This window comes from Pirellulales bacterium, assembly GCA_035939775.1.
Lineage (GTDB): Bacteria > Planctomycetota > Planctomycetia > Pirellulales > DATAWG01 > DASZFO01.
Map to the genome: position 1 here is coordinate 14,422 of DASZFO010000323.1, position 17,732 is coordinate 32,153.

The window sequence follows — 17,732 nt, forward strand, 5'->3', positions numbered from 1 at the left end:
GTGCCGACACATAATCCAGATCGATTGCAGGCCAGGGGACTCCTCCTGCCCCGCCAAAGACGCGGGGCGAACTGAGCGGATGGGCGCTAAGGCGGGCGAACAGCGCCGGCGGCGGCGAGCGGGTTGCTGGCCCGCCTCGTCCGGCAACCCCCTGATTATTGTCGCCGCGACGGCTCTTGCCAACTGGTTTGCTCCACCATTTACCCGAATTTTCCGGCCACCTCACGTGATTACGGCGGATGCCGTCGTAAAGTTCGGCCGGCGCTATCCGCTTGCGGAAATCGGCAACGTCCGCCGGCGGCAAGATGGCATGGCCACTCAGGCCAGTGGCCATGGCACCCGCCGACGGCACGCTGCCTACGGCCTGATCTGCACCCGTCGGCCTTCAATGCGCACGCGGCCTTGGCCAATGAGCCGGAGGGCTTCGGGGTAGGCTTCGCATTCGGCTTGAAACACTCGCTCAGCGAGGGATTCGGCGGTATCGTCGTCGAGCACGGGAACGGCCCGCTGCAAGAGGATCGGGCCGTGGTCGTAGCGATTGTCCACGAAATGGACCGTGCAGCCACTCAGTTTGGCGCCGTATTCGAGCACGGCCTCGTGGACCCGGGAGCCGTAAAACCCAGTTCCGCAAAAGGCGGGAATCAATGCCGGGTGGATGTTCAGGATGCGGTTCTCGAAATCCGGCGGGATCGCGATCAGCTTGAGGAAACCGCCCATCACGATCAGATCGGGCGAGACCGCGCGGCAGGCGGCAAAAATGGCCAAGCTGAAGGCCTCGATCGATTCGAACGCGCGGCGATCGATCGTCTGTGCGGGGATTCTGACGTCGCCGGCGAACTGCAATCCGCGGGCGTTTGGATTGCTGGAGATCACCAGTTCGATTCGCGCATCGAGCTGCCGCGCGGCGATCTTCTCGATCAAGTTGCGCAGCGTTGTCCCGCCGCCCGAGATCAGCATGACGAGACCAAGCGGGCTGCGGGGAGGAAATTCTATCGGCGGCATGGTGTGCTCGATGGGGCATCGCCGCCGAAATATCGTGTCTCGGAAATGCACACGCTTCTTGAGGGCGGCGTCGAGCAGGGGGCAATTCGCCGGCAATCAACCCCAACGGGGTTGCGCCGACCGCTGCGCGTGACTATGGCGCAACCCCGTTGGGCAACGCCGTTAAGTATTATGCGACGGGAAGTACCGCAGATTATCGAGATTTCCAATGTTTTCACGGCATCGCCAGAGTGACTGCTGCTAGCGATTTCAGCGGAATCGCTCGAACAAACACGTAAGAACCAGCGCCGACTTGACTTACTGAAAATGCTTAACGGGGTTGCCCGTTGGGGTAGGAAGGGAACTGAGAGTTTCCATCTCCCTGGAGGGCGTAGCCCCGTTGGGGCAATTCTGGAATCGCGCTTCAAGCGTTGCACATGAATCTCCGCGCCATCGGCCCGATCATTTATTTGCTCTTTGCCGAGACGACTTGCACATACAGCGCGGCCTTGTATTCACCGATGGCGATTTCCACCGGCTCGACGCCGGGCAGCGGCTCAAACAACAGTTCGATCGCCAGCGTCTCGCCGCAGATGTAATCGGCGAATTCCTTCACCGCGGCTGCGAGTTCTGCCGCGTCAGTGACGATCCCGACGCGGATTCGGTCTGTGTATTTGCAGTTGATGTCCCGGCGTCGACCTTGAATCGTATGAACCACCTCGCGGGCTAGACCTTCGGAGATCAGCGCGGGCGTCAAATCTGTCGAAAGCACAACGACGCACGACCGCCCCTGCGCCGCCGCCCAGCCTGGTTTTGCCTGCAGCCGAACTTGCAAATCATCGCTATCGAGCGCGACCGGGCCGTCGGGCAAGTCAAGCGTCACCAGCCGCTCGGCTTCCAACCGGGCCAACAGCGCCGCGGCATCCACGCCCGCCAGCGCAGTTTTCAGCGCTGGCAGCCGCTTGCCGAGCCGGGGACCGAGCCGCTTGAGGTCGGGTAGCACCGTGTAGCTGATATACTGGTCTGCCTTCTCGGTGAATTCCACCTTCTTGACGTTCAACTCTTCTCGCAATAGGGCGGCATGTTCCGCGAGCCAAGCCTGGTGCGTCTTGTCGGCCAGGATCACTTCGACCTTGGCCAGCGGCTGGCGAATCTTGAGCTTTGCTCCCATGCGGGCCGCGCGGCCTTGCGAGGCGATCTCGCGCACTAGGCTCATGCGGGCGGAGAGCAATTCGTCGATGGCCGAGGTCTCGCCGGTCGGGAAATCGCAGAGATGAACGCTTTCCGTCACTCGCGCGCGGAACGGCGCCACGGCAAGGTTCTGCCACAGCGCCTCGGCCAGAAACGGCACGAAGGGGGCGACGAGCTTGGCCGTGGTGATCAGACATTCGTAAAGGGTCCAATACGCGTCGCGCTTGTCGCGCGACTGTTTGTCTTCGCTCCAATACCGATCGCGGCTACGGCGGACATACCAGTTCGACAAGGCATCGACAAACTCCGTAATCCGCCCGCAGGCGGCGAAGTTGTCGTATGCGTCCATTCGCTCGGTCACTGCCGCGGCCGTGCGATGCAACTCGCTGAGCACCCAGCGATCCAGTTCGCTCCGCTGGCCGATCGGGCGATAGTCCTTCGCGTGGGAGCGAACCATCGGTTCCAGCTCGCCGGCGTCGCCGCTGAGCGACGCGGCTGGATCGAAGCCGTCGATCGTGGCATAGATCACGAAAAAGCTGTAAACGTGCCAGAGCTTGAGCAGAAACTCGGGAATGCTCTCCTTGATCGCCCGCTCGCTGTAGCGGATCGTGGTCCACGGGGGCTGGTTAGCAAAAAAATACCAGCGTAAGGCGTCGCCGCCATAGCGGTCGAAGATCTCCTGCGGCTCCCGGTAATTTCGCTTGCTCTTCGAAAGTTTGTTGCCATCTTCGCCGAGCATCAGTCCATGCACGATGCAATTCTTGAACGGCAGCGGCAAACCCTTCGTGGGCCAATCGGAGTTGCGCGAATTGGGATCGCGAAAAAGGAGCGTGGCGATCGCAAGCTGGCTGTAGAACCAGCCGCGTGTTTGGTCGAGGCCCTCGCAAATAAAATCGGCTGGGAATTGCTCGCGGAATCTCTCGTGTCCCCGATGCGGATAGCCCCATTGGGCGAACGGCATCGCTCCGGAGTCGTACCAGCAGTCGATTACTTCAGGGACGCGCCGCATCCGCGTTCCCGGCGAAGCGCCTGGTTGCGCTGATTCGTACGTGATGGCGTCAATATACGGCTTGTGCACTTTAAGATCGCCGTTCAACTCGGGGTTCGCCTTCTTCGCGGCGTCCCAAACCTCGGTCCCTTGCAGGCCCGGTTTCTTCAGCAACTGGTCGTAGCTGGCGATCGCCTCGGCAAAGCCCGTCGCTTCGCAAACCCAGATTGGCAGCGGCGTGCCCCAATAGCGCTCGCGCGACAGCGCCCAATCAACATTCGATTCCAAAAAGTTTCCGAATCGCCCGTCGCGAATGTGCTCGGGCAGCCAATTAATCTGACGATTGTTCTTGAGCATCTCATCTTTGAACGCGGTCGTGCGGATGAACCAACTCTGCCGCGGGTATTGAATCAACGGATCCTCTTCCGCGCGCCAGCAGAACGGATATTCGTGCAAATACTGCTCTTGATGGTAGAGCAGCCCGCGATGGCGCAGGTCGCGGGTTATGTCGCGATCAGCTTCTTTGACCCAGCGGCCTTGAAAGTCGGGAGCTTCAGCGGTGAATTTGCCATCTGGTGCGACCGCGCAGATCAACTGCGGTCCTTGTCCTTCGATGAATCGAGCTTGTTCATCTTGAAGCAACTGATAATCCACTTCGCCGAACGCCGGAGCTTCGTGTACTAGCCCCGTGCCGCTTTCGATCGTGACGAACTTGGCCGCGACAACGCGCCATTGGAGATATTGCCGATCACCGCTCTTGAGCATTCCCAGCTCGTCGCCGCGCCGCGACGGTTTGCCGCTGATTTGGTCAAGTTGCGGCTGATCGTAATAGCAATCGAACGGCGGCAAGTAGCGGCGGCCGACGAACTCGGTTCCCATGAGCGTACGCTCGATCTTCAGTTCGCGCTTTACCTTCGCCGCGATGGATTCGACCAGAGCGGAGGCGATCACGAGTCGCTGGTTCGTCTCGGCGTCATAGACGACTGCGTACTCCAATTCCGGATGAACGGCGGCAAACTGATTGCTTGGCAGCGTCCAAGGGGTGGTAGTCCAGACGAGCAGATTCTCGTCGGTCTTGTTGCCGGCATCGTCCAGCAGTGGAAAGAGCACGTAGACGCTCGGATCGGCCACCTCGCGATAGCCTTGGCCGACTTCGCCCGCCGACAGGGCTGTGCCTCCTTGCGCCCACCACCAGACAATCTTGTGGCCTTGATACAGCAGCCCGCGGTTGAATAGCTCGGCCAACGAGGCCCACACGCTTTCGATGTAACTCTGATGATAAGTGACATACGCCTCGTCGAGCCGAATCCAGAAGCCGATCCGCTCGGTCAGCCGCTCCCATTCTTTCATGTAGCGCCAGACGCTCTGCTGGCACTTCTGGATAAACGGCTCCACTCCGTAGGCCTCGATCTCTTCCTTCGAATGGATGCCGAGTTCCTTGCAGACCTCGACCTCGACCGGCAGCCCGTGCGTGTCCCAGCCGGCCTTCCGCTCGCAGAGGAAGCCGCGCATCGTGCGATAGCGTGGGAAAAGGTCTTTGATCGCTCGCCCGAGACAATGGCCGGGGTGCGGCATGCCGTTGGCGGTCGGCGGGCCTTCGTAGAAGACAAATCGCGGCCGGCCTGCCCGCTGGAGCAGCGATTTTTCGTAGATCTTTCCCTCTTTCCAGAAGCAGCCGATTTCCGCCTCCAGTGCCGGGAAACTCACATTGCTCTCGACGGGTCGAAACATGAAGACATCACGGAGGGGCCAGGCCAGCGATGAATGCCGAGCCTGACAGTTTAGCAATGCCGCCACGGCAAGACTACAGGGAGGCGGAGGGATCGGAAGTCGGAGGTCGGAGAGCGGAGGTCAGATTGTTGGCGCCGTAGGGTGTGTCAAGCGAAGCGCAGACGCACCGCGTCTCGCGGCAGCCATATCCAATCGCAGGCCCCGGTGCGTCTTCGCAGACTTGACGCATCCTACGACCTCCGCCCTCCGACTTCGGATCGTTGTTCTCCGATCTCCGGCCTCTAATCCGCATCAACCATCGCCTTGATCACACCAGTCTCGGGCAGCGTGTATGCCGGAAAATCGGCGGCCAGCGCGGCGAAGTTGGTGCGATGCGTGATCCACGGATTGGTGTCGATTTGGCCGTCTTCGATCAGGCGGATAATTCGCCGGAAATCGTCGGCCAGCGCATTACGCGAGGCGTAGACGGCCAGCTCGCGCGTGTGCAAGAGCGGATCGGAAAAGGAAACCTCCCCAGGCGTAATGCCGACCAAGATCAGCTTTCCACTATGGCCGACGAACTGAAACGCCGCGGCCATCGATTTGGCGCTGCCGGTCGCGTCGAACACGACGGTCGGCAGCGTTCCGCCGCCGATCTCTTCGAGCTTTCGCAACTCCGATCCGTCGCCCGTGGATTGAATCGTATTCTCGATGCCCATCGACCGGCGGCAGAATTCAAGCCGCTGGGCGTTAAGATCGAGCACGGTGATGCGTGCGCCGGTGACCTTGACAAATTCGAGCACCGACAATCCAATCGGGCCGGCCCCTATCACCAGCACGTGCTCATCGCGCCGCGGACCGGCCCGATCTACGGCGTGGCAGCCGATCCCGAGCGTCTCGACGAGCGCGAGCTGTTCGAGCGTTAGCTTGTTGGATGGGTGCAGCTTGCGGGCCGGCACGAGGATTCGCGCGCGCATTCCGCCGTCGGTATGCACGCCCAACACCTTGAGATTCTGACAGCAATTGGTCCGCCCTTGCCGGCAGGCGTAGCACGATTGGCAGTTGATATACGGTTCGACGGAACAGCGATCTCCCGGCTTGACGTTGGCCACTTGTGGGCCGACCGCCAACACCTCGACTCCCAATTCGTGTCCTGGAATCCGCGGGTAGCTGAAGAAAGGAAACTTGCCAAGGTAGCAAGCGATGTCGGTGCCGCAGATTCCCACGCGATGGACGCGAACCAGTGCCTCTTCGGGACCGGGCGCGGCAAGCTCGTCGATCTGAATCGCGGCGAACCGGCCCGGTTTTTCGAGAAGAATGGCCTGCATTCGAGAACCGCCGGGGACTGTCCCCTTTTGTGGAGTCTTCGTAACAAAAGGGGACTGTCCCCCTCTCCGCAGGCGGTTCTCGGACAGGTTCTACGGCGTCAGCTTCACCGTCAGGTTCTTCACTGCGTTATCGCTCTTGTCGGTGAACCGCATGCAGCCGCCCCAGTCGATTTTCTCATTCACGATTTTGAATACGACCACGTTCGTTCCCTTGTTGAGTGTGATATTGTTGGCGGTGTCTTGGTCCTTGTCGACAGGGCGGGCCGTTTCGTTCTTGAGCACCTCTTTGCCGTTAAGATAAACCTTGGCCTGATCGTCGCTACCCATCTTGAGGTTCAAATCCTTCATCTCGTCGTCGGCGACGAGATAGGCGACGGCGTAGGCCGTGCTGTCTTCGGTTTGTTGGCCCAAAATGGCGTTGAAATTGATCACATGGTCTCCGGCATCGATCGGCTTCCAGGTGAGTTCGAGATCGCCGATCTTCGCCTTCTCGTCCGCCTTCGGTTTCAGATTAGCCTCGCCGGAGATAAATTCCTTGCCCAGAGCGTCCGTGCCGCTGACGTTTTCACCGTTGGGAATCGGCGCCAGCACGAGCCAATTTCGGATGAACCCGTCGTCGTCGGGTTTGAACGCGTCGTCGGCTCGCGCTGCGCCGGCCAACAGAACTATCAACCCGATCGCGACCGATGGCTTGAACTTCAACATGGCGAACTCCTCCCGTGATGGAATGGCGAAATCCGAATGACGAATGTCTTAAGGAATGACGAAGCTCGAATCACGAATCGCAGACGCAAGGCGACTCATTGGCGCAGCCGATCGACCGTCTTGCTCCGCCGTTAGGCACTCATCATCGGAAGCTGACCGCTGCTGGCGGTCATTCTCGTACAGCTTGCAGCGGGAGTCAAGCAACCGCTTGCAATTTGAAGGGCGAACTACTGTTTCAATAAGCCCAGCTTGGCGAAGAGCGGTTGAGGCTGATAGGCATTCTGGCGCAGGGTTGCCATGATATTTTGGCAGTTCCAGAAGCGAAGCCGACCGATCACGGCGTTTCGGCAGGCGGCCATGACTTGAGGGGCGCGACCCTTTCGGACCCGGCTATGATCCTCGCCAAAGCTGACATCGCGCACGTAATGCAAGCGATTTTCAATGCCCCAGTGGCCGCGCCAGCAAGCCATCGTCCAAGCCGCCGAGGCCCGCGAGCGGTTCAAACTGGTGATCGCGTCATCGATTTCCGTCGTCGATTTGCCGTTGCGGACGGTAGTCGGAACGCGACGGCAACCCGGGCTAACTGGTGGTCAGCGGCGTTTGCGTTTCAGCGGCTCGGTCTGCATGGCCGCATTATCCACGCCAGGGCGCAGCCGGAGCAAGGGATTCTGCCGGCCGCGGCGGTCGGCTAAGTCAGGCCGCCGAATTCCGTCTAAATGTCAGCCAACAACTGCTCAATGATTGGTGCGGGAATCCGGTCTTTCGCGCCTCTCGAATACCAGCCCCCTTCGTACCATCGCACCCAATCATCGGGACTTCGAGCGGGTTCGTCGCTCAGCCGGTGCACAGCTTAGGACTTCGCGATCGCCTGTTCCGCAAACCGAGGAGGCCGGATAGTCCGTCTTATGCGGTTTTCAAATTCAGCAGCTCGTTGATGAATCCGTCGTCCAAAATCGGATAGAACGTCTGGACATGGAGATAAAGCACTCCGTTACGGTCGCGACCTTCCAGGATCGCAAGGCACTTCGTGTGGCTTCGACCGGCCTTGCTTTGATCCCCCTTTGTGAACTTGACTCGGCCGATCTTTTCCACATACACCTCGACATCAAACAGAGCGCCAACTTTCGCCGTTACTTTCTTTCGGGACCCTGCGGAGAGAGATCGCAAGGCACTTTTGCCAGCGGACTTCTGCAACATCAGCCACAGCGCGTTCACCATGTCTTCGAGCATGTAAAACTTCGATTTGTAGGTGACGGCCTTCTTGAAGTCGTCAAACGTTTGGCCCTTCTTATACGGTTCTGGCCGCGTCCCGTGCAGGTGGGCTGTGGTGGCATGGGCCATCGGCGCGTGGCCCGCAGACTTTCGCTTCGACTTGAGCTTCTGGGCTGGAAAGCCCCGGCACGTGCGAAGAATCTCCCGTAACTGCGATTTCGTCAGGTTATCAAGGTCCATCTGCGCCTCTCGGCAATCGACTTGCGTGCGTCATTCGCCCACGACTCGCCCTCAGAAAGTTTCCACGGGCGGATGATGCAACACAAGTTCGGCGGATCACTCAGTTCGACAAGGAGTTGTCCTATCCAGCATGCCACAATTGCTGGAGGCTGGCGAGAGTCGATTGGACGATCCATCTCTGTTGCCGCTGCCACCGGCGAAAGTGGCGGCACATTCCGCGCTGAGATATCATTCGCCTCACGACGATTCATACGCGATTCCCGAAGGACACAATCCTCGCGGTGGAAACGGGGCTACGATCGCATCGACGATCGAGTGGAAGCTCGTCGGCAACCGTTTAACGGCAAGCAAGTCAACGAGAATAGCGCCGAGCACGAACGCCTAGTTCGGGCGGCTGTCGAGCTTCAGGGGACTGAATTTCCTGATGTGTACCGCTTGAACATTCGGGGAATGCCGCTGTCCGAATCCACGTCGGCGAACGTCACCGGCACGAGTCTGTGCACTTCGTCAATCACGTTGAAGTGGAGGTGCGGCAACATGCTCAGGCCTATGTTGCCGCTGGCGGCGATCACGTCTCCCTGATGCACCCGCTGGCCCGGCTGAACGTAGCTTTCGCCCTGCCGCAGATGGAGATAGCAGCCCAATCTCCCGTCGCCTTGATCGACCGTGATGAGGTCGTTCTCCGTATTCCGGCCGTTTCCGTCGTGCGTCACGTCCACATACGCCACGGTGCCGCCACGGGCTGCACAGACATCCGACCCGACCTGCCTCGCGAAGTCGTAGGCGAATTCTTCCCAATCGCGGTGACTCACGATGGCCCGACTGCCCTGAATGCAAAGCCGTGTCACGCCGCCGGGCCAGGGAAGCCGATACGGCGAGCTGGTGGCCAGCGGATAGCGGTCAAGATCATGCGGCCCTGTGAAGAGGAAGAACATCGTGGCGAAAAGCAGCATCGCCATCGCTGATACGCCGAGCGCAATCTTGCAACAGCACTCGGCCCAAAGCTGTGGTCGACGGTGTCCGAACCAATAAGCGGCCTGACCGGCGAGGCCGCCGGCGATCGAGCCGACCGACGCTTCGACCAGCAGGGAAAGCCGTCCTCCCAAGCTGATCTCAAGGGCCAGCCAGGCACACAAGCTGAAACACCAGACGAGGAGACCGAAAAACGCCGCTCGCAACAGGACCAATACAACGTTTTCCGCTGTCTCTCCTCGCATCCGACGAACGAAACGATAGGCGATCGCAACGCATGCGCTGGACACGACAATTATACCACCGGTTTGCGGACTCCAAACCGCGTCGCCGTACCAAGCAGGCGCTGAGCCAGCAATCGCAAACAGCCCGATCCAAATCCAAACCTGGATTACATTGAATGAGGCGATTTGCTCCATAATCCCTTCAGCCTCGGGACGAGATGCACTGAACTTGCGTCAGATTCTGCTCAACCGCCGCCGGTTGGTCACGCGACCATCGCGCAGTCCACGGGTGCGTCGCGGCGCCGCTGAACTTGCCAATCGCCTTTCGCGGCCTATCGGACGAGCGAAACAAGAAACGAGAATATCTCCTCACGGTCGCGCTCTTGGCGAATACGCTCTTGCTCCTGCCACTCCCGCAGCATCGGCAGGCAAACGCCGCATTGCACCGCAACGATCGTCACGACCGCGAACAGCATCCGCAGGCTGAATCGAAATCCAGGCTTCATGGTCGCGATCCCTTGTCGGGCCATGCCGCAAGCTGGAGCGCTATGGGCAGTCCGATAGCAATGAAAGCCCAAAGGGCGTGAACAATACATCGGCCCAGCGTATCTGCCCTGAATCGCCGCTGCCGATTCGGAAACGGAGCAATCGTGGAAACGAACCGATCATGCCCACCATTCTAACAGATCTGTCAGACTGAATTGAAACCGGCGGCTCGGCTGTTGGCGGCTCGGTTTGCATGGCCGCATTATCCCCGACCGCGGGCGGCCGGAGCAAGGGAGACGCGGGGGCCGGAGATTCCAGGGGGCGCGACACTCCTTATCGTTCGCCGAGCGACCGCGCCTTTGACATATCTATAAGAAGGCGTGACGGTCACCCGCATTAACCCGTTCAGGTGGCTCGATTAGTCCGAGGAATGAATGGCATAGACGCCTACAGCCTTGCCCCGGAACACCGTAGCTTTTTCGTGGCGCAAGCCGATCTTTTCCGCCACCCTAATCGAGCGGACATTCTTGGCATCAATGAGGGCAATCAGTCGGCGCAGCGAGAGTTGCCCCAGCGCGTGATCGCGAACGGCCCGCGCTGCCTCAGTGGCCAGTCCTTGCCCCCAGCAGTCGCGTGCGAGTCGATAGCCGATTTCAATCTCGCGCAGTCCATCCACGTCCTCGAACAATGTAAGACCGCAATACCCAATCACCGCATTGCTGGGCCTGTAGACCACAGCCCACAGGCCGAAGCCCCATTTCTGGTAGTAGTCCTCAAGACATCCCTTGAGCCACTTTTCAACCCACTCACGCGGCTTCGGCCCCTGACCAAACCGCATCACCTCCGGATCTCCAAACACGGCCGCGATCGCGTCAAGGTCAGCGACGTGGAAGTGCCGCAGGATGGTCCTTTCCGTTTCGGCGATAAGCATGGAACGAGTCGGATGGGTAAACTTACGTCGCCACGTGAGTCGCACGCAATACGATTAATCGGTTTGCGCTGCACCGGCTAAGCATTGGGCGTCTCGGTTTGCATGGCGGCATCATCCCCGACCGCGGGCAGCCGGGGCAAGCGATGCTTCGGCCCGGCCATCCTTCTATGTCCTGTCCAACCAATGGCGCAGCTTACCGTAGAAATGGCCGGGGGTTTCGCCTTCGATTCGCTCGCAGTCGCCAAAGCGCTCGATCCGGCGTTCAACCTCGGCCCATCCATGAGGCGTGCGCTTCAAATGGTCAATGAACATCTGCAAATGAGTTAACTTTTCCTCGATCAAGTCTTCCGCGGAAAGGGTCTCCTGTCGGCTTCTAAACAGCAGCGTTGCCTCCAGGTCTTCATGCTTCATTTTGCGATTTGGGTGCATTTTGCTCCTACAGTCGGTCAGATTGGACTCATTCAGGGCATTATATCGGATCGCACCCATTCGTGCGCCGATTTGGGCGCATCGCTTTGCTTAGCCACATTATTCTCGACCGCCGGCGGCCGGACCAAGCCTGCCAGAAGCCAGCGAATTCGAGTCGCTCTCGGTGGGCGCGACGGCCGTTCGCCTTGCTCGAATGAGCTGATCGGACGTCACAGCCGCGATCCTGGCCGCTGCGGATGCTGAGCGCGACTTGATTCGAACGCCTGGACTGCGTTCGTAATCGGCGGAATGGGAGGTTAATCTACGTCGTGGGTGCCGCGCCGGCCGCAGACAAAGCGCCGCATCTTCATGCAGGACCGACTTAGAGCATATCCGAGAACCGCCGGGGACTGTCCCCTTTTGTGGAGTCTTCGGAGCAAAAGGGGACTGTCCCCCTCTCCTCAGGCGGTTCTCGGATAGGCTCTTATGAAATCGACCACACTGCTGTTTGCCCTCTTGCATTGCTGGATTTTGCGTCGGCTGCCTGCTTTGCGGCCACTTACACCATTACCGATCTGGGAACGCTGGGTGGAATCAAAAATGAAGGCTTCGACATCAACGCGAACCGTCGAGTGGTGGGTGCGTCCGCCCCAACCGGCAATTTCCCGCCGCACGCGTTTCTAGATGACGGCACGATTCACGATCTCGGAACGCTCGGGGGCACCTTTAGCACCGGCTAAGGCATCAACGCCTTGTTGGCTACTCTATTAACGACATCGGCCAAATCACTGGGGATGGCTTGATCGGTGGAACGACACACGCCTTTCTGCTGACCCCGGTGCCGGAGCCGAGCACATTGTTGCTCGCCGCGTTAGGCATGGTCGGCCTGTTCGGCTACGTGCGTCGGAAGCGACTCCGCCAGCCGGCTTGATCGCGGCGTATCTTCGGGCGGGATTCTCTTCGTCCCACGGTTGATGCGGCCGGACGGCAACGTCTTCGCAGATCTCGGATTCCCGGACGCCGAGGAGTATATGGCGAAATCGAAAATTGCCGTGCAAATCTTCAAGATCATTAAGAACCGCCGATTGACTCAAGCCGCGGTGGGCAAGCTGCTTGGCATCACTCAGCCAAGTGTCTCTGCTTTCTTGAACGGCCGGCTTGATGGGTTTTCGACCGAGCGGCTGTTCCGCTTTCTCAATGCGCTGGGTTGCGACGTGCGAATTACCGTCTCGCGCCCGCATCCGAAGAGCCCCGGCCACGTTGAGGTGATGGCCGGTTAACGCGCGGCCCTCGGCCGATCTCGGCGAAGAGCGCGGCGCAAATCAACTCGAACCCGCGGCGCTCTTCCCCAGCCGCTACGATCGGATTCTTGGGTGCGAATGTTTTCCCGCGCTTATTCGTTCGCCGATGCTCACATGGATGGTGCGCAGGTGTAGGGGCAGCGTCTCGCCGCCTCTTAGGAATTGGCGAGTTGCCGCAGCAACTTGGGCAATGGCACAGCACGACTGCCGTGTTAGAATGTAACGGAAATTCCGTTCGGGCATGGCGGTCGGCGGGGTGCTGTCAGGCGCAATAACGAACACCTTTAGTCGGCGGACAGGTCAACGTGCCCTACGAATCTTCCTTCGGCAATCTCCCGTCAGACGGGGCGAAGCGCGCGCCGGGCGGCCCGGAGACTCCATTTCGGATTGCGGTACTCGCTGATTTCAGCGGCCGGCAGGGGCGCGAAGCGCCAGCAGCCGGCGACGAATTGCTTGCCCGCAAGCCGCTCAAAGTCGCGCACGAGTCGCTCGACGACGTGATCGAGTCGGTGTCGCCGAAGCTGGAATACTCCGTAGCCGGCGGAGACGTTGCCGTTTTGTTGGAGTTTTCCGAGTTCGACGACTTTCAACCCGATCCGGTCGCGCGACAGGTCGATCGCGTCTCAGATTTGGACGACGAAGGCGCGACGGCCTTGATGCGCGGGATTATGCACCATCCCCAGTATCAGGCGCTCGAATCGACTTGGCGCGGGCTGGAGTGGCTGCTGCGTCGAGTGCAAAAGAGCGATCGCATTCAGGTCATCCTATTCGATATTACGGCCGAGGAATTGGCCGCCGATCTGACGGCGAGCGACGATCTCAACGCGACGGCGATCCATCGACTCGTGGTCGAAAAGTCGGCCGAAGCGCCCGATGGTCAGCCGTGGGCCGTGATCGTCGGGAATTACGCGTTCGAGGAAACAACGGCCCACGCGGAGTTGCTCGGGCGAATGGCGAAGATCGCCGCTCGCTGCGGCGCCCCGTTCTTAGCTGCCGCAACTCCGATTGCGGTGCAAGAAGGTTACGAAGTGCCGGCGGATGGCAGGGAAGCGTGGAAGGCGCTCGGAGCGCTCTACGAAGCGGCATACGCCGGGCTGGCGGTTCCAGGCTTCTTGCTTCGCCCGCCGTTTGGGGAGAACTATCGGCCGGCCGAGTCGTTTCGCTTCGAGGAATTCTCCGGCGCTCCGGAAGGATATCTGTGGGGTAATCCGGCCTTCGCATGCGCCGGTTTGTTGGCGCTCGGCTACATGAAGTCCGGCTGGGGATTCGAGCCGGGGCAAACGCTCGCGCTCGACAACATCCCGATGCACTCGTATCGCGATTCGGACGGCGAGGCAGTCGCAGTTTGCGCCGAAGGGAAGTTCACTTCCTCGACCAGCCAAGAACTTGTGAAGCGGGGCCTGATGCCGCTCTTGGCCGTGCGCGGCCGCGACTCGATCGAGCTAGCTTGCATTCGGCCGCTTGCGCTTGAGATGAACGTGCTCAATGGGAGGTGGCAAGGTGGACAGGGAGGCCCTCCGCCGACGTCGGGTTTGCCGAAGGTCGGCGTCGGGATGATGTCGAAGGGGCAAACCTCCGGTCGCGCGGCGCCGAGTCGCGAGGGTCCCGCGTTTGTGTCGGCGTCGCCCGCTCCGCGCGCTCGGCAGGCCGATCCGGAGGTCGATCCGGAGCTGGCCGCGCTCTTGGCCGGCGACGAAGTGCCGAGCGACGACGGAGGTGGCGAATCAGCTTCGCCTGTCGAAGAATCACCAGACGAAGCGCCCCCGCCGGAAAATGGCAATGCCGATGCAGGCTTGGACCCCGAATTGGCCGCACTCCTGGGAGGCGATGCTGCTTCGCTCGAACAGCCACCAGCGGATGAGCCGATGCCGGAATTGGATCCCGAGTTGGCCGCCTTGCTCGGCGAGTCCGGCGGCGGTGAGACTCCACCGTCAGACACGGCCCCGACTGAAGAACTCGACCCGGAGCTTGCGGCGCTCCTAGGCGAAACGCCGGCAGCGCCCGCAACCGAGGAAACCGAACTTGATCCAGAGCTGGCTGCATTATTGGGAGATACACCGGCGGCAGAAGAAACGGACGAACACATGCCAGACCCGACAACGTCCGGCGACCAGCTCGATCCCGAATTGGCGGCCCTGTTAGGCGATCAACCCGCTGCTGAGCAAGAGTCCGCCGCCGAGGAACTTGATCCGGAACTGGCGGCGCTCTTGGGCGGATCGGCGGCGGGGAGCGATTCTCCGACTGCCGAGCCGGAGCCTGCGCCTGACAATGAACCCTCCCCGTATGACGAATCGCCTCCCGCCGACGAGCCGGCTGCCTCTCCTCCCTCAATCGACGAAACGGATTCTGAAATGGCCACTATCACCGACGATCGTCCCGACCTGGATCGTGAAGAGGATTCTTCCGCTCCGTCGGCAACAAGGAGTGCAAGCGCTATGGCGCAAGATCTCGACAGCCTGATCCAACAGGTGCAAGAAGTCTCGAAATACGGCGTGCCCGGCTCGGGCTCGCCGCCGGTGATCGACTTCAAATCGCTGCTCGCGCCAATCTCGGACGACGAGCCGGCCGGCGGCGGAGTGCCGTTCGACGTGCGCGAGCAGCTCGAACAGGCCCGCAAGGAGGTGAACCCCGACGCCTTCGCCCCGGACGATCCGATGCGTCCGGAGGATTTTGTCAAGGCCGATTGGAACGGCGTCATTGCCTTGACGCAGGAGACGCTCCGCGGCACGTCGAAGAACCTGCTCGTCGCCGCGCGGTTGCTCGAAGCGCTCACCAAGAAACACGGCTTCGCCGGGCTTCGCGACGGCTTTCATCTTATGCGGCTGCTCGTCGATATCTGCTGGGACCGGCTCGATCCGCCGCTCGAGGACGAGGATATGGAAGTGCGGGCCGCCCCATTCAATTGGCTCGACGATCCGGATCGTGCGGCCGTCTTCCCGCATTCGATCCGCGCCGTTCCGCTGCTTGCCGCCGACGGGAATCAATTCAGTTGGCAACAATGGCAGCAATCGCAAGGGGGCGGTGCGATGCAGGAGTTGGTCGATAAAGTCATCCTCGCCGCTCCCCGCGACCGCTGCCAGACAGCGGTCGATAACCTCTCTCAGGCCCAGCAGGAGCTGCGGTTCCTGATGCAGTCGCTCACGGAGAAGATGGGTGCCGAGGCGCCTGGCTTCACCTCCATCCGTCCCGCCGTGGTCGATTGCTTCAAACTGGCTCAGCAAATCCTGCAAAAAAAGGGACCGGCCCCAAGCGCCGGCGGAGCGGATGAAGCTGCCGAGACGGGCACGGTCAGCGACGGCGCCGGCGGCACGATGGTCGTCGTGGCCAAACCCCGCATGTCCACGCGCGAAGACATTTACCACGAACTCGCCACCGCCGCCGCCGCCCTGGAGCGGCTCGAGCCGCATAGCCCGGTGCCGTTCCTCGTCCGCCGAGCCGTCGAACTCGGAGCACTCCCCTTCCCGCTCCTGATGCAGGAACTAATCCGCGACGCCAACGTGCTCTCGGAAATGAACCGCGAACTGGGCATCAAGCAGCGGCAAGAGGTGAGCGAGATTGGTTGACATATTGATGTCTCTAGCGTATGCTTTGATGTATGAGAACGACCGTCCGACTTGACGACCAGCTTCTGAGTGCCGCCAAGAAAACTGCCGCCGAAACCGGGCGAACATTGACCACGGTTATCGAAGACGCTCTTCGCCAGTCTCTGGCGAAGAGCAAGACCGCGAACAAGCCCGCTCGCTTCAGGCTTCCTGTCCTCGATTTGGGCGAGACGATGCCCGGCGTCGATCTCGATAACTCGGCCGCCCTTCTGGATCTAATGGAAGCCGGCGATGGTCCTGTTTGACGTCAACGTATTGATCTACGCGACCCGCAAGCAGTCGGCCGACCATAAACGCTACCACGCGTGGCTAGAACAGCTAGTCGATGGCGATGGGGCATTCGCCATCAGCGATCTCGTGCTCAGCGGCTATTTGCGGATCGTCACCAATCCCAAGGTCTTTGCCAAACCTGCCAGGCTTAGCGACGCCATCGAAGTTTGCGATCGAATCCGCGGACGGCCCAATTGCGTGGCGGTGCAGCCGGGTCCACGCCATTGGGACATCTTCCTCGATCTTTGTCGCCGGGCGAGCGCTCGCGGGAATCTTGTTCCCGATGCCTTTCTGGCAGCGCTGGCCATCGAATCTGGCAGCGAGTGGCTCACGACCGACCGCGACTACGCCCGCTTTCCCGGCCTCCGCTGGCGACACCCGCTCGCCGAGCGTTAGAAGATCGCCGGCTTGTAATCGATTGGGAAGAATATGACCCTTTTTCTTTTCCGGGAACGACGACAAAATGGGATGGAATGAAATCACGACGCAGGCCAACGCTGATTCGCTCATGGAGGTTTTTGGGGCTTCCATGACTCGTGCATCCGAGAGGCGCACCTTTGGACGAACCACTGGGTTTCTCCCGAGTTCTTTATGTCGTGCGGGGCCAACAGTAAGATTCGAGTTTTAGTTCAGCGGCAGTTCAAGAACCCATCGGCAATAGAACTTTTCTTTGAGCATGTCATTCGATTCAACCTCGTTCCCTCACCGGAGAACTATGACTCGATTATCTTGGCCGCAGCACTCCTAGTTCAAGACGGCAGCATCTTTTGGTCCCCCGAAGGCGATTGGAGTCCCGAGAAACCGAATAAGGATGAATTCACATGGGTGTCCGCGAGGAAACTTCGCTGGCGTGAAGTGGACTGGCTTGGCGACGAACTCCGCTACGGACCGGGACAAATTGGGGGCAATTCGTAAGCGTCCGGGCTCCGGAGAAGCGCACGGTGTATGGCAATTATCTATGGCGCGATAGCTGCGTAGATTGTACAACTTAGGCAACAGCGGTTTCGACTTTGTTTCTGCAAGGAGGAATCATCATGGACCGATTGCCCAAGTTGGATCGGGAAGCGTATCGCGAGCGGATGCGTGCGGAGGTGGATCGGGTACTGAAAGAAGTGGCGGATGCCATCGACGAAGCGCCGCGGGGCCGAGTGATTCGCGACAGTGAGGAGCGGGCTCGGGACGC

14 protein-coding genes and 1 pseudogene are annotated in these 17,732 nt (G+C 60.3%); 5 read left to right on the top strand and 10 right to left on the bottom strand.

Translation table 11 applies throughout. The annotated features are described in order from the left end of the window. Positions 1–357: 357 nt before the first annotated feature. The 10 genes and pseudogenes from purN to VGY55_20760 form a co-directional block, all read right to left on the bottom strand. On the bottom strand, positions 358–1,002 hold the full coding sequence (gene purN / locus VGY55_20715) for a phosphoribosylglycinamide formyltransferase (protein HEV2972408.1): 645 nt from the start codon (positions 1,000–1,002) through the stop codon (positions 358–360). Positions 1,003–1,447: 445 nt separating this feature from the next. Then, positions 1,448–4,891: an isoleucine--tRNA ligase gene (gene ileS / locus VGY55_20720; GenBank protein ID HEV2972409.1), complete on the bottom strand. Its 3,444-nt coding sequence runs from the start codon at positions 4,889–4,891 to the stop codon at positions 1,448–1,450. Positions 4,892–5,172: 281 nt separating this feature from the next. After that, entirely contained in the window at positions 5,173–6,198 is a 1,026-nt protein-coding gene (locus VGY55_20725; protein HEV2972410.1) for a zinc-binding alcohol dehydrogenase family protein, read from the bottom strand. Between the two features lie 90 nt (positions 6,199–6,288). Further along, positions 6,289–6,903 (bottom strand): hypothetical protein, encoded by a 615-nt coding sequence (locus VGY55_20730; GenBank protein HEV2972411.1) that lies wholly within the window; start codon positions 6,901–6,903, stop codon positions 6,289–6,291. Between the two features lie 368 nt (positions 6,904–7,271). Further along, positions 7,272–7,427: pseudogene (locus VGY55_20735) on the bottom strand (hypothetical protein). Positions 7,428–7,806: 379 nt separating this feature from the next. Next, the gene (locus VGY55_20740; GenBank protein HEV2972412.1) at positions 7,807–8,355 is read right to left on the bottom strand and encodes a hypothetical protein; all 549 of its coding nucleotides are present in this window, start codon (positions 8,353–8,355) and stop codon (positions 7,807–7,809) included. 404 nt (positions 8,356–8,759) lie between these two features. After that, positions 8,760–9,617 carry a M23 family metallopeptidase gene (locus VGY55_20745; protein ID HEV2972413.1) on the bottom strand — a complete coding sequence of 286 codons (858 nt, stop codon included), beginning with the start codon at positions 9,615–9,617 and terminating at the stop codon, positions 8,760–8,762. Positions 9,618–9,883: 266 nt separating this feature from the next. After that, the gene (locus VGY55_20750; GenBank protein ID HEV2972414.1) at positions 9,884–10,057 is read right to left on the bottom strand and encodes a hypothetical protein; all 174 of its coding nucleotides are present in this window, start codon (positions 10,055–10,057) and stop codon (positions 9,884–9,886) included. Positions 10,058–10,455: 398 nt separating this feature from the next. Beyond that, the gene (locus tag VGY55_20755) at positions 10,456–10,968 is read right to left on the bottom strand and encodes a GNAT family N-acetyltransferase (protein HEV2972415.1); all 513 of its coding nucleotides are present in this window, start codon (positions 10,966–10,968) and stop codon (positions 10,456–10,458) included. 165 nt (positions 10,969–11,133) lie between these two features. Next, positions 11,134–11,379 (bottom strand): hypothetical protein, encoded by a 246-nt coding sequence (locus VGY55_20760; protein HEV2972416.1) that lies wholly within the window; start codon positions 11,377–11,379, stop codon positions 11,134–11,136. Positions 11,380–11,897: 518 nt separating this feature from the next. On the opposite strand from VGY55_20760, the gene VGY55_20765 reads away from it, so the two are divergent. The 5 genes from VGY55_20765 to VGY55_20785 all read left to right on the top strand — a co-directional run bounded on the left by VGY55_20765 (position 11,898) and on the right by VGY55_20785 (position 16,945). After that, positions 11,898–12,116 carry a hypothetical protein gene (locus VGY55_20765; protein HEV2972417.1) on the top strand — a complete coding sequence of 73 codons (219 nt, stop codon included), beginning with the start codon at positions 11,898–11,900 and terminating at the stop codon, positions 12,114–12,116. A gap of 234 nt (positions 12,117–12,350) precedes the next feature. Further along, complete coding sequence (locus VGY55_20770; GenBank protein ID HEV2972418.1) at positions 12,351–12,656, top strand: helix-turn-helix transcriptional regulator; 306 nt, start codon at positions 12,351–12,353, stop codon at positions 12,654–12,656. 326 nt (positions 12,657–12,982) lie between these two features. Beyond that, complete coding sequence (gene tssA / locus VGY55_20775; GenBank protein ID HEV2972419.1) at positions 12,983–16,240, top strand: type VI secretion system protein TssA; 3,258 nt, start codon at positions 12,983–12,985, stop codon at positions 16,238–16,240. 32 nt (positions 16,241–16,272) lie between these two features. Then, positions 16,273–16,524, top strand: a complete 252-nt coding sequence (locus tag VGY55_20780; GenBank protein ID HEV2972420.1) for a ribbon-helix-helix protein, CopG family — start codon at positions 16,273–16,275, stop codon at positions 16,522–16,524. Then, positions 16,511–16,945, top strand: a complete 435-nt coding sequence (locus tag VGY55_20785; protein HEV2972421.1) for a type II toxin-antitoxin system VapC family toxin — start codon at positions 16,511–16,513, stop codon at positions 16,943–16,945. The genes VGY55_20780 and VGY55_20785 overlap by 14 nt, the downstream gene beginning before the upstream one ends. Positions 16,946–17,732 lie beyond the last annotated feature (787 nt).

What these genes read in the sequence shown, in the direction of transcription:
- purN (HEV2972408.1), bottom strand. Translation starts at nt 1,002, where the DNA reads ATGCCGCCGATAGAATTTCCTCCCCGCAGCCCGCTTGGTCTCGTCATG.
- ileS (HEV2972409.1), bottom strand. Translation starts at nt 4,891, where the DNA reads ATGTTTCGACCCGTCGAGAGCAATGTGAGTTTCCCGGCACTGGAGGCG.
- VGY55_20725 (HEV2972410.1), bottom strand. Translation starts at nt 6,198, where the DNA reads ATGCAGGCCATTCTTCTCGAAAAACCGGGCCGGTTCGCCGCGATTCAG.
- VGY55_20730 (HEV2972411.1), bottom strand. Translation starts at nt 6,903, where the DNA reads ATGTTGAAGTTCAAGCCATCGGTCGCGATCGGGTTGATAGTTCTGTTG.
- VGY55_20740 (HEV2972412.1), bottom strand. Translation starts at nt 8,355, where the DNA reads ATGGACCTTGATAACCTGACGAAATCGCAGTTACGGGAGATTCTTCGC.
- VGY55_20750 (HEV2972414.1), bottom strand. Translation starts at nt 10,057, where the DNA reads ATGAAGCCTGGATTTCGATTCAGCCTGCGGATGCTGTTCGCGGTCGTG.
- VGY55_20755 (HEV2972415.1), bottom strand. Translation starts at nt 10,968, where the DNA reads ATGCTTATCGCCGAAACGGAAAGGACCATCCTGCGGCACTTCCACGTC.
- VGY55_20760 (HEV2972416.1), bottom strand. Translation starts at nt 11,379, where the DNA reads ATGAAGCATGAAGACCTGGAGGCAACGCTGCTGTTTAGAAGCCGACAG.
- VGY55_20770 (HEV2972418.1), top strand. Translation starts at nt 12,351, where the DNA reads ATGCGGCCGGACGGCAACGTCTTCGCAGATCTCGGATTCCCGGACGCC.
- VGY55_20780 (HEV2972420.1), top strand. Translation starts at nt 16,273, where the DNA reads ATGAGAACGACCGTCCGACTTGACGACCAGCTTCTGAGTGCCGCCAAG.
- VGY55_20785 (HEV2972421.1), top strand. Translation starts at nt 16,511, where the DNA reads ATGGTCCTGTTTGACGTCAACGTATTGATCTACGCGACCCGCAAGCAG.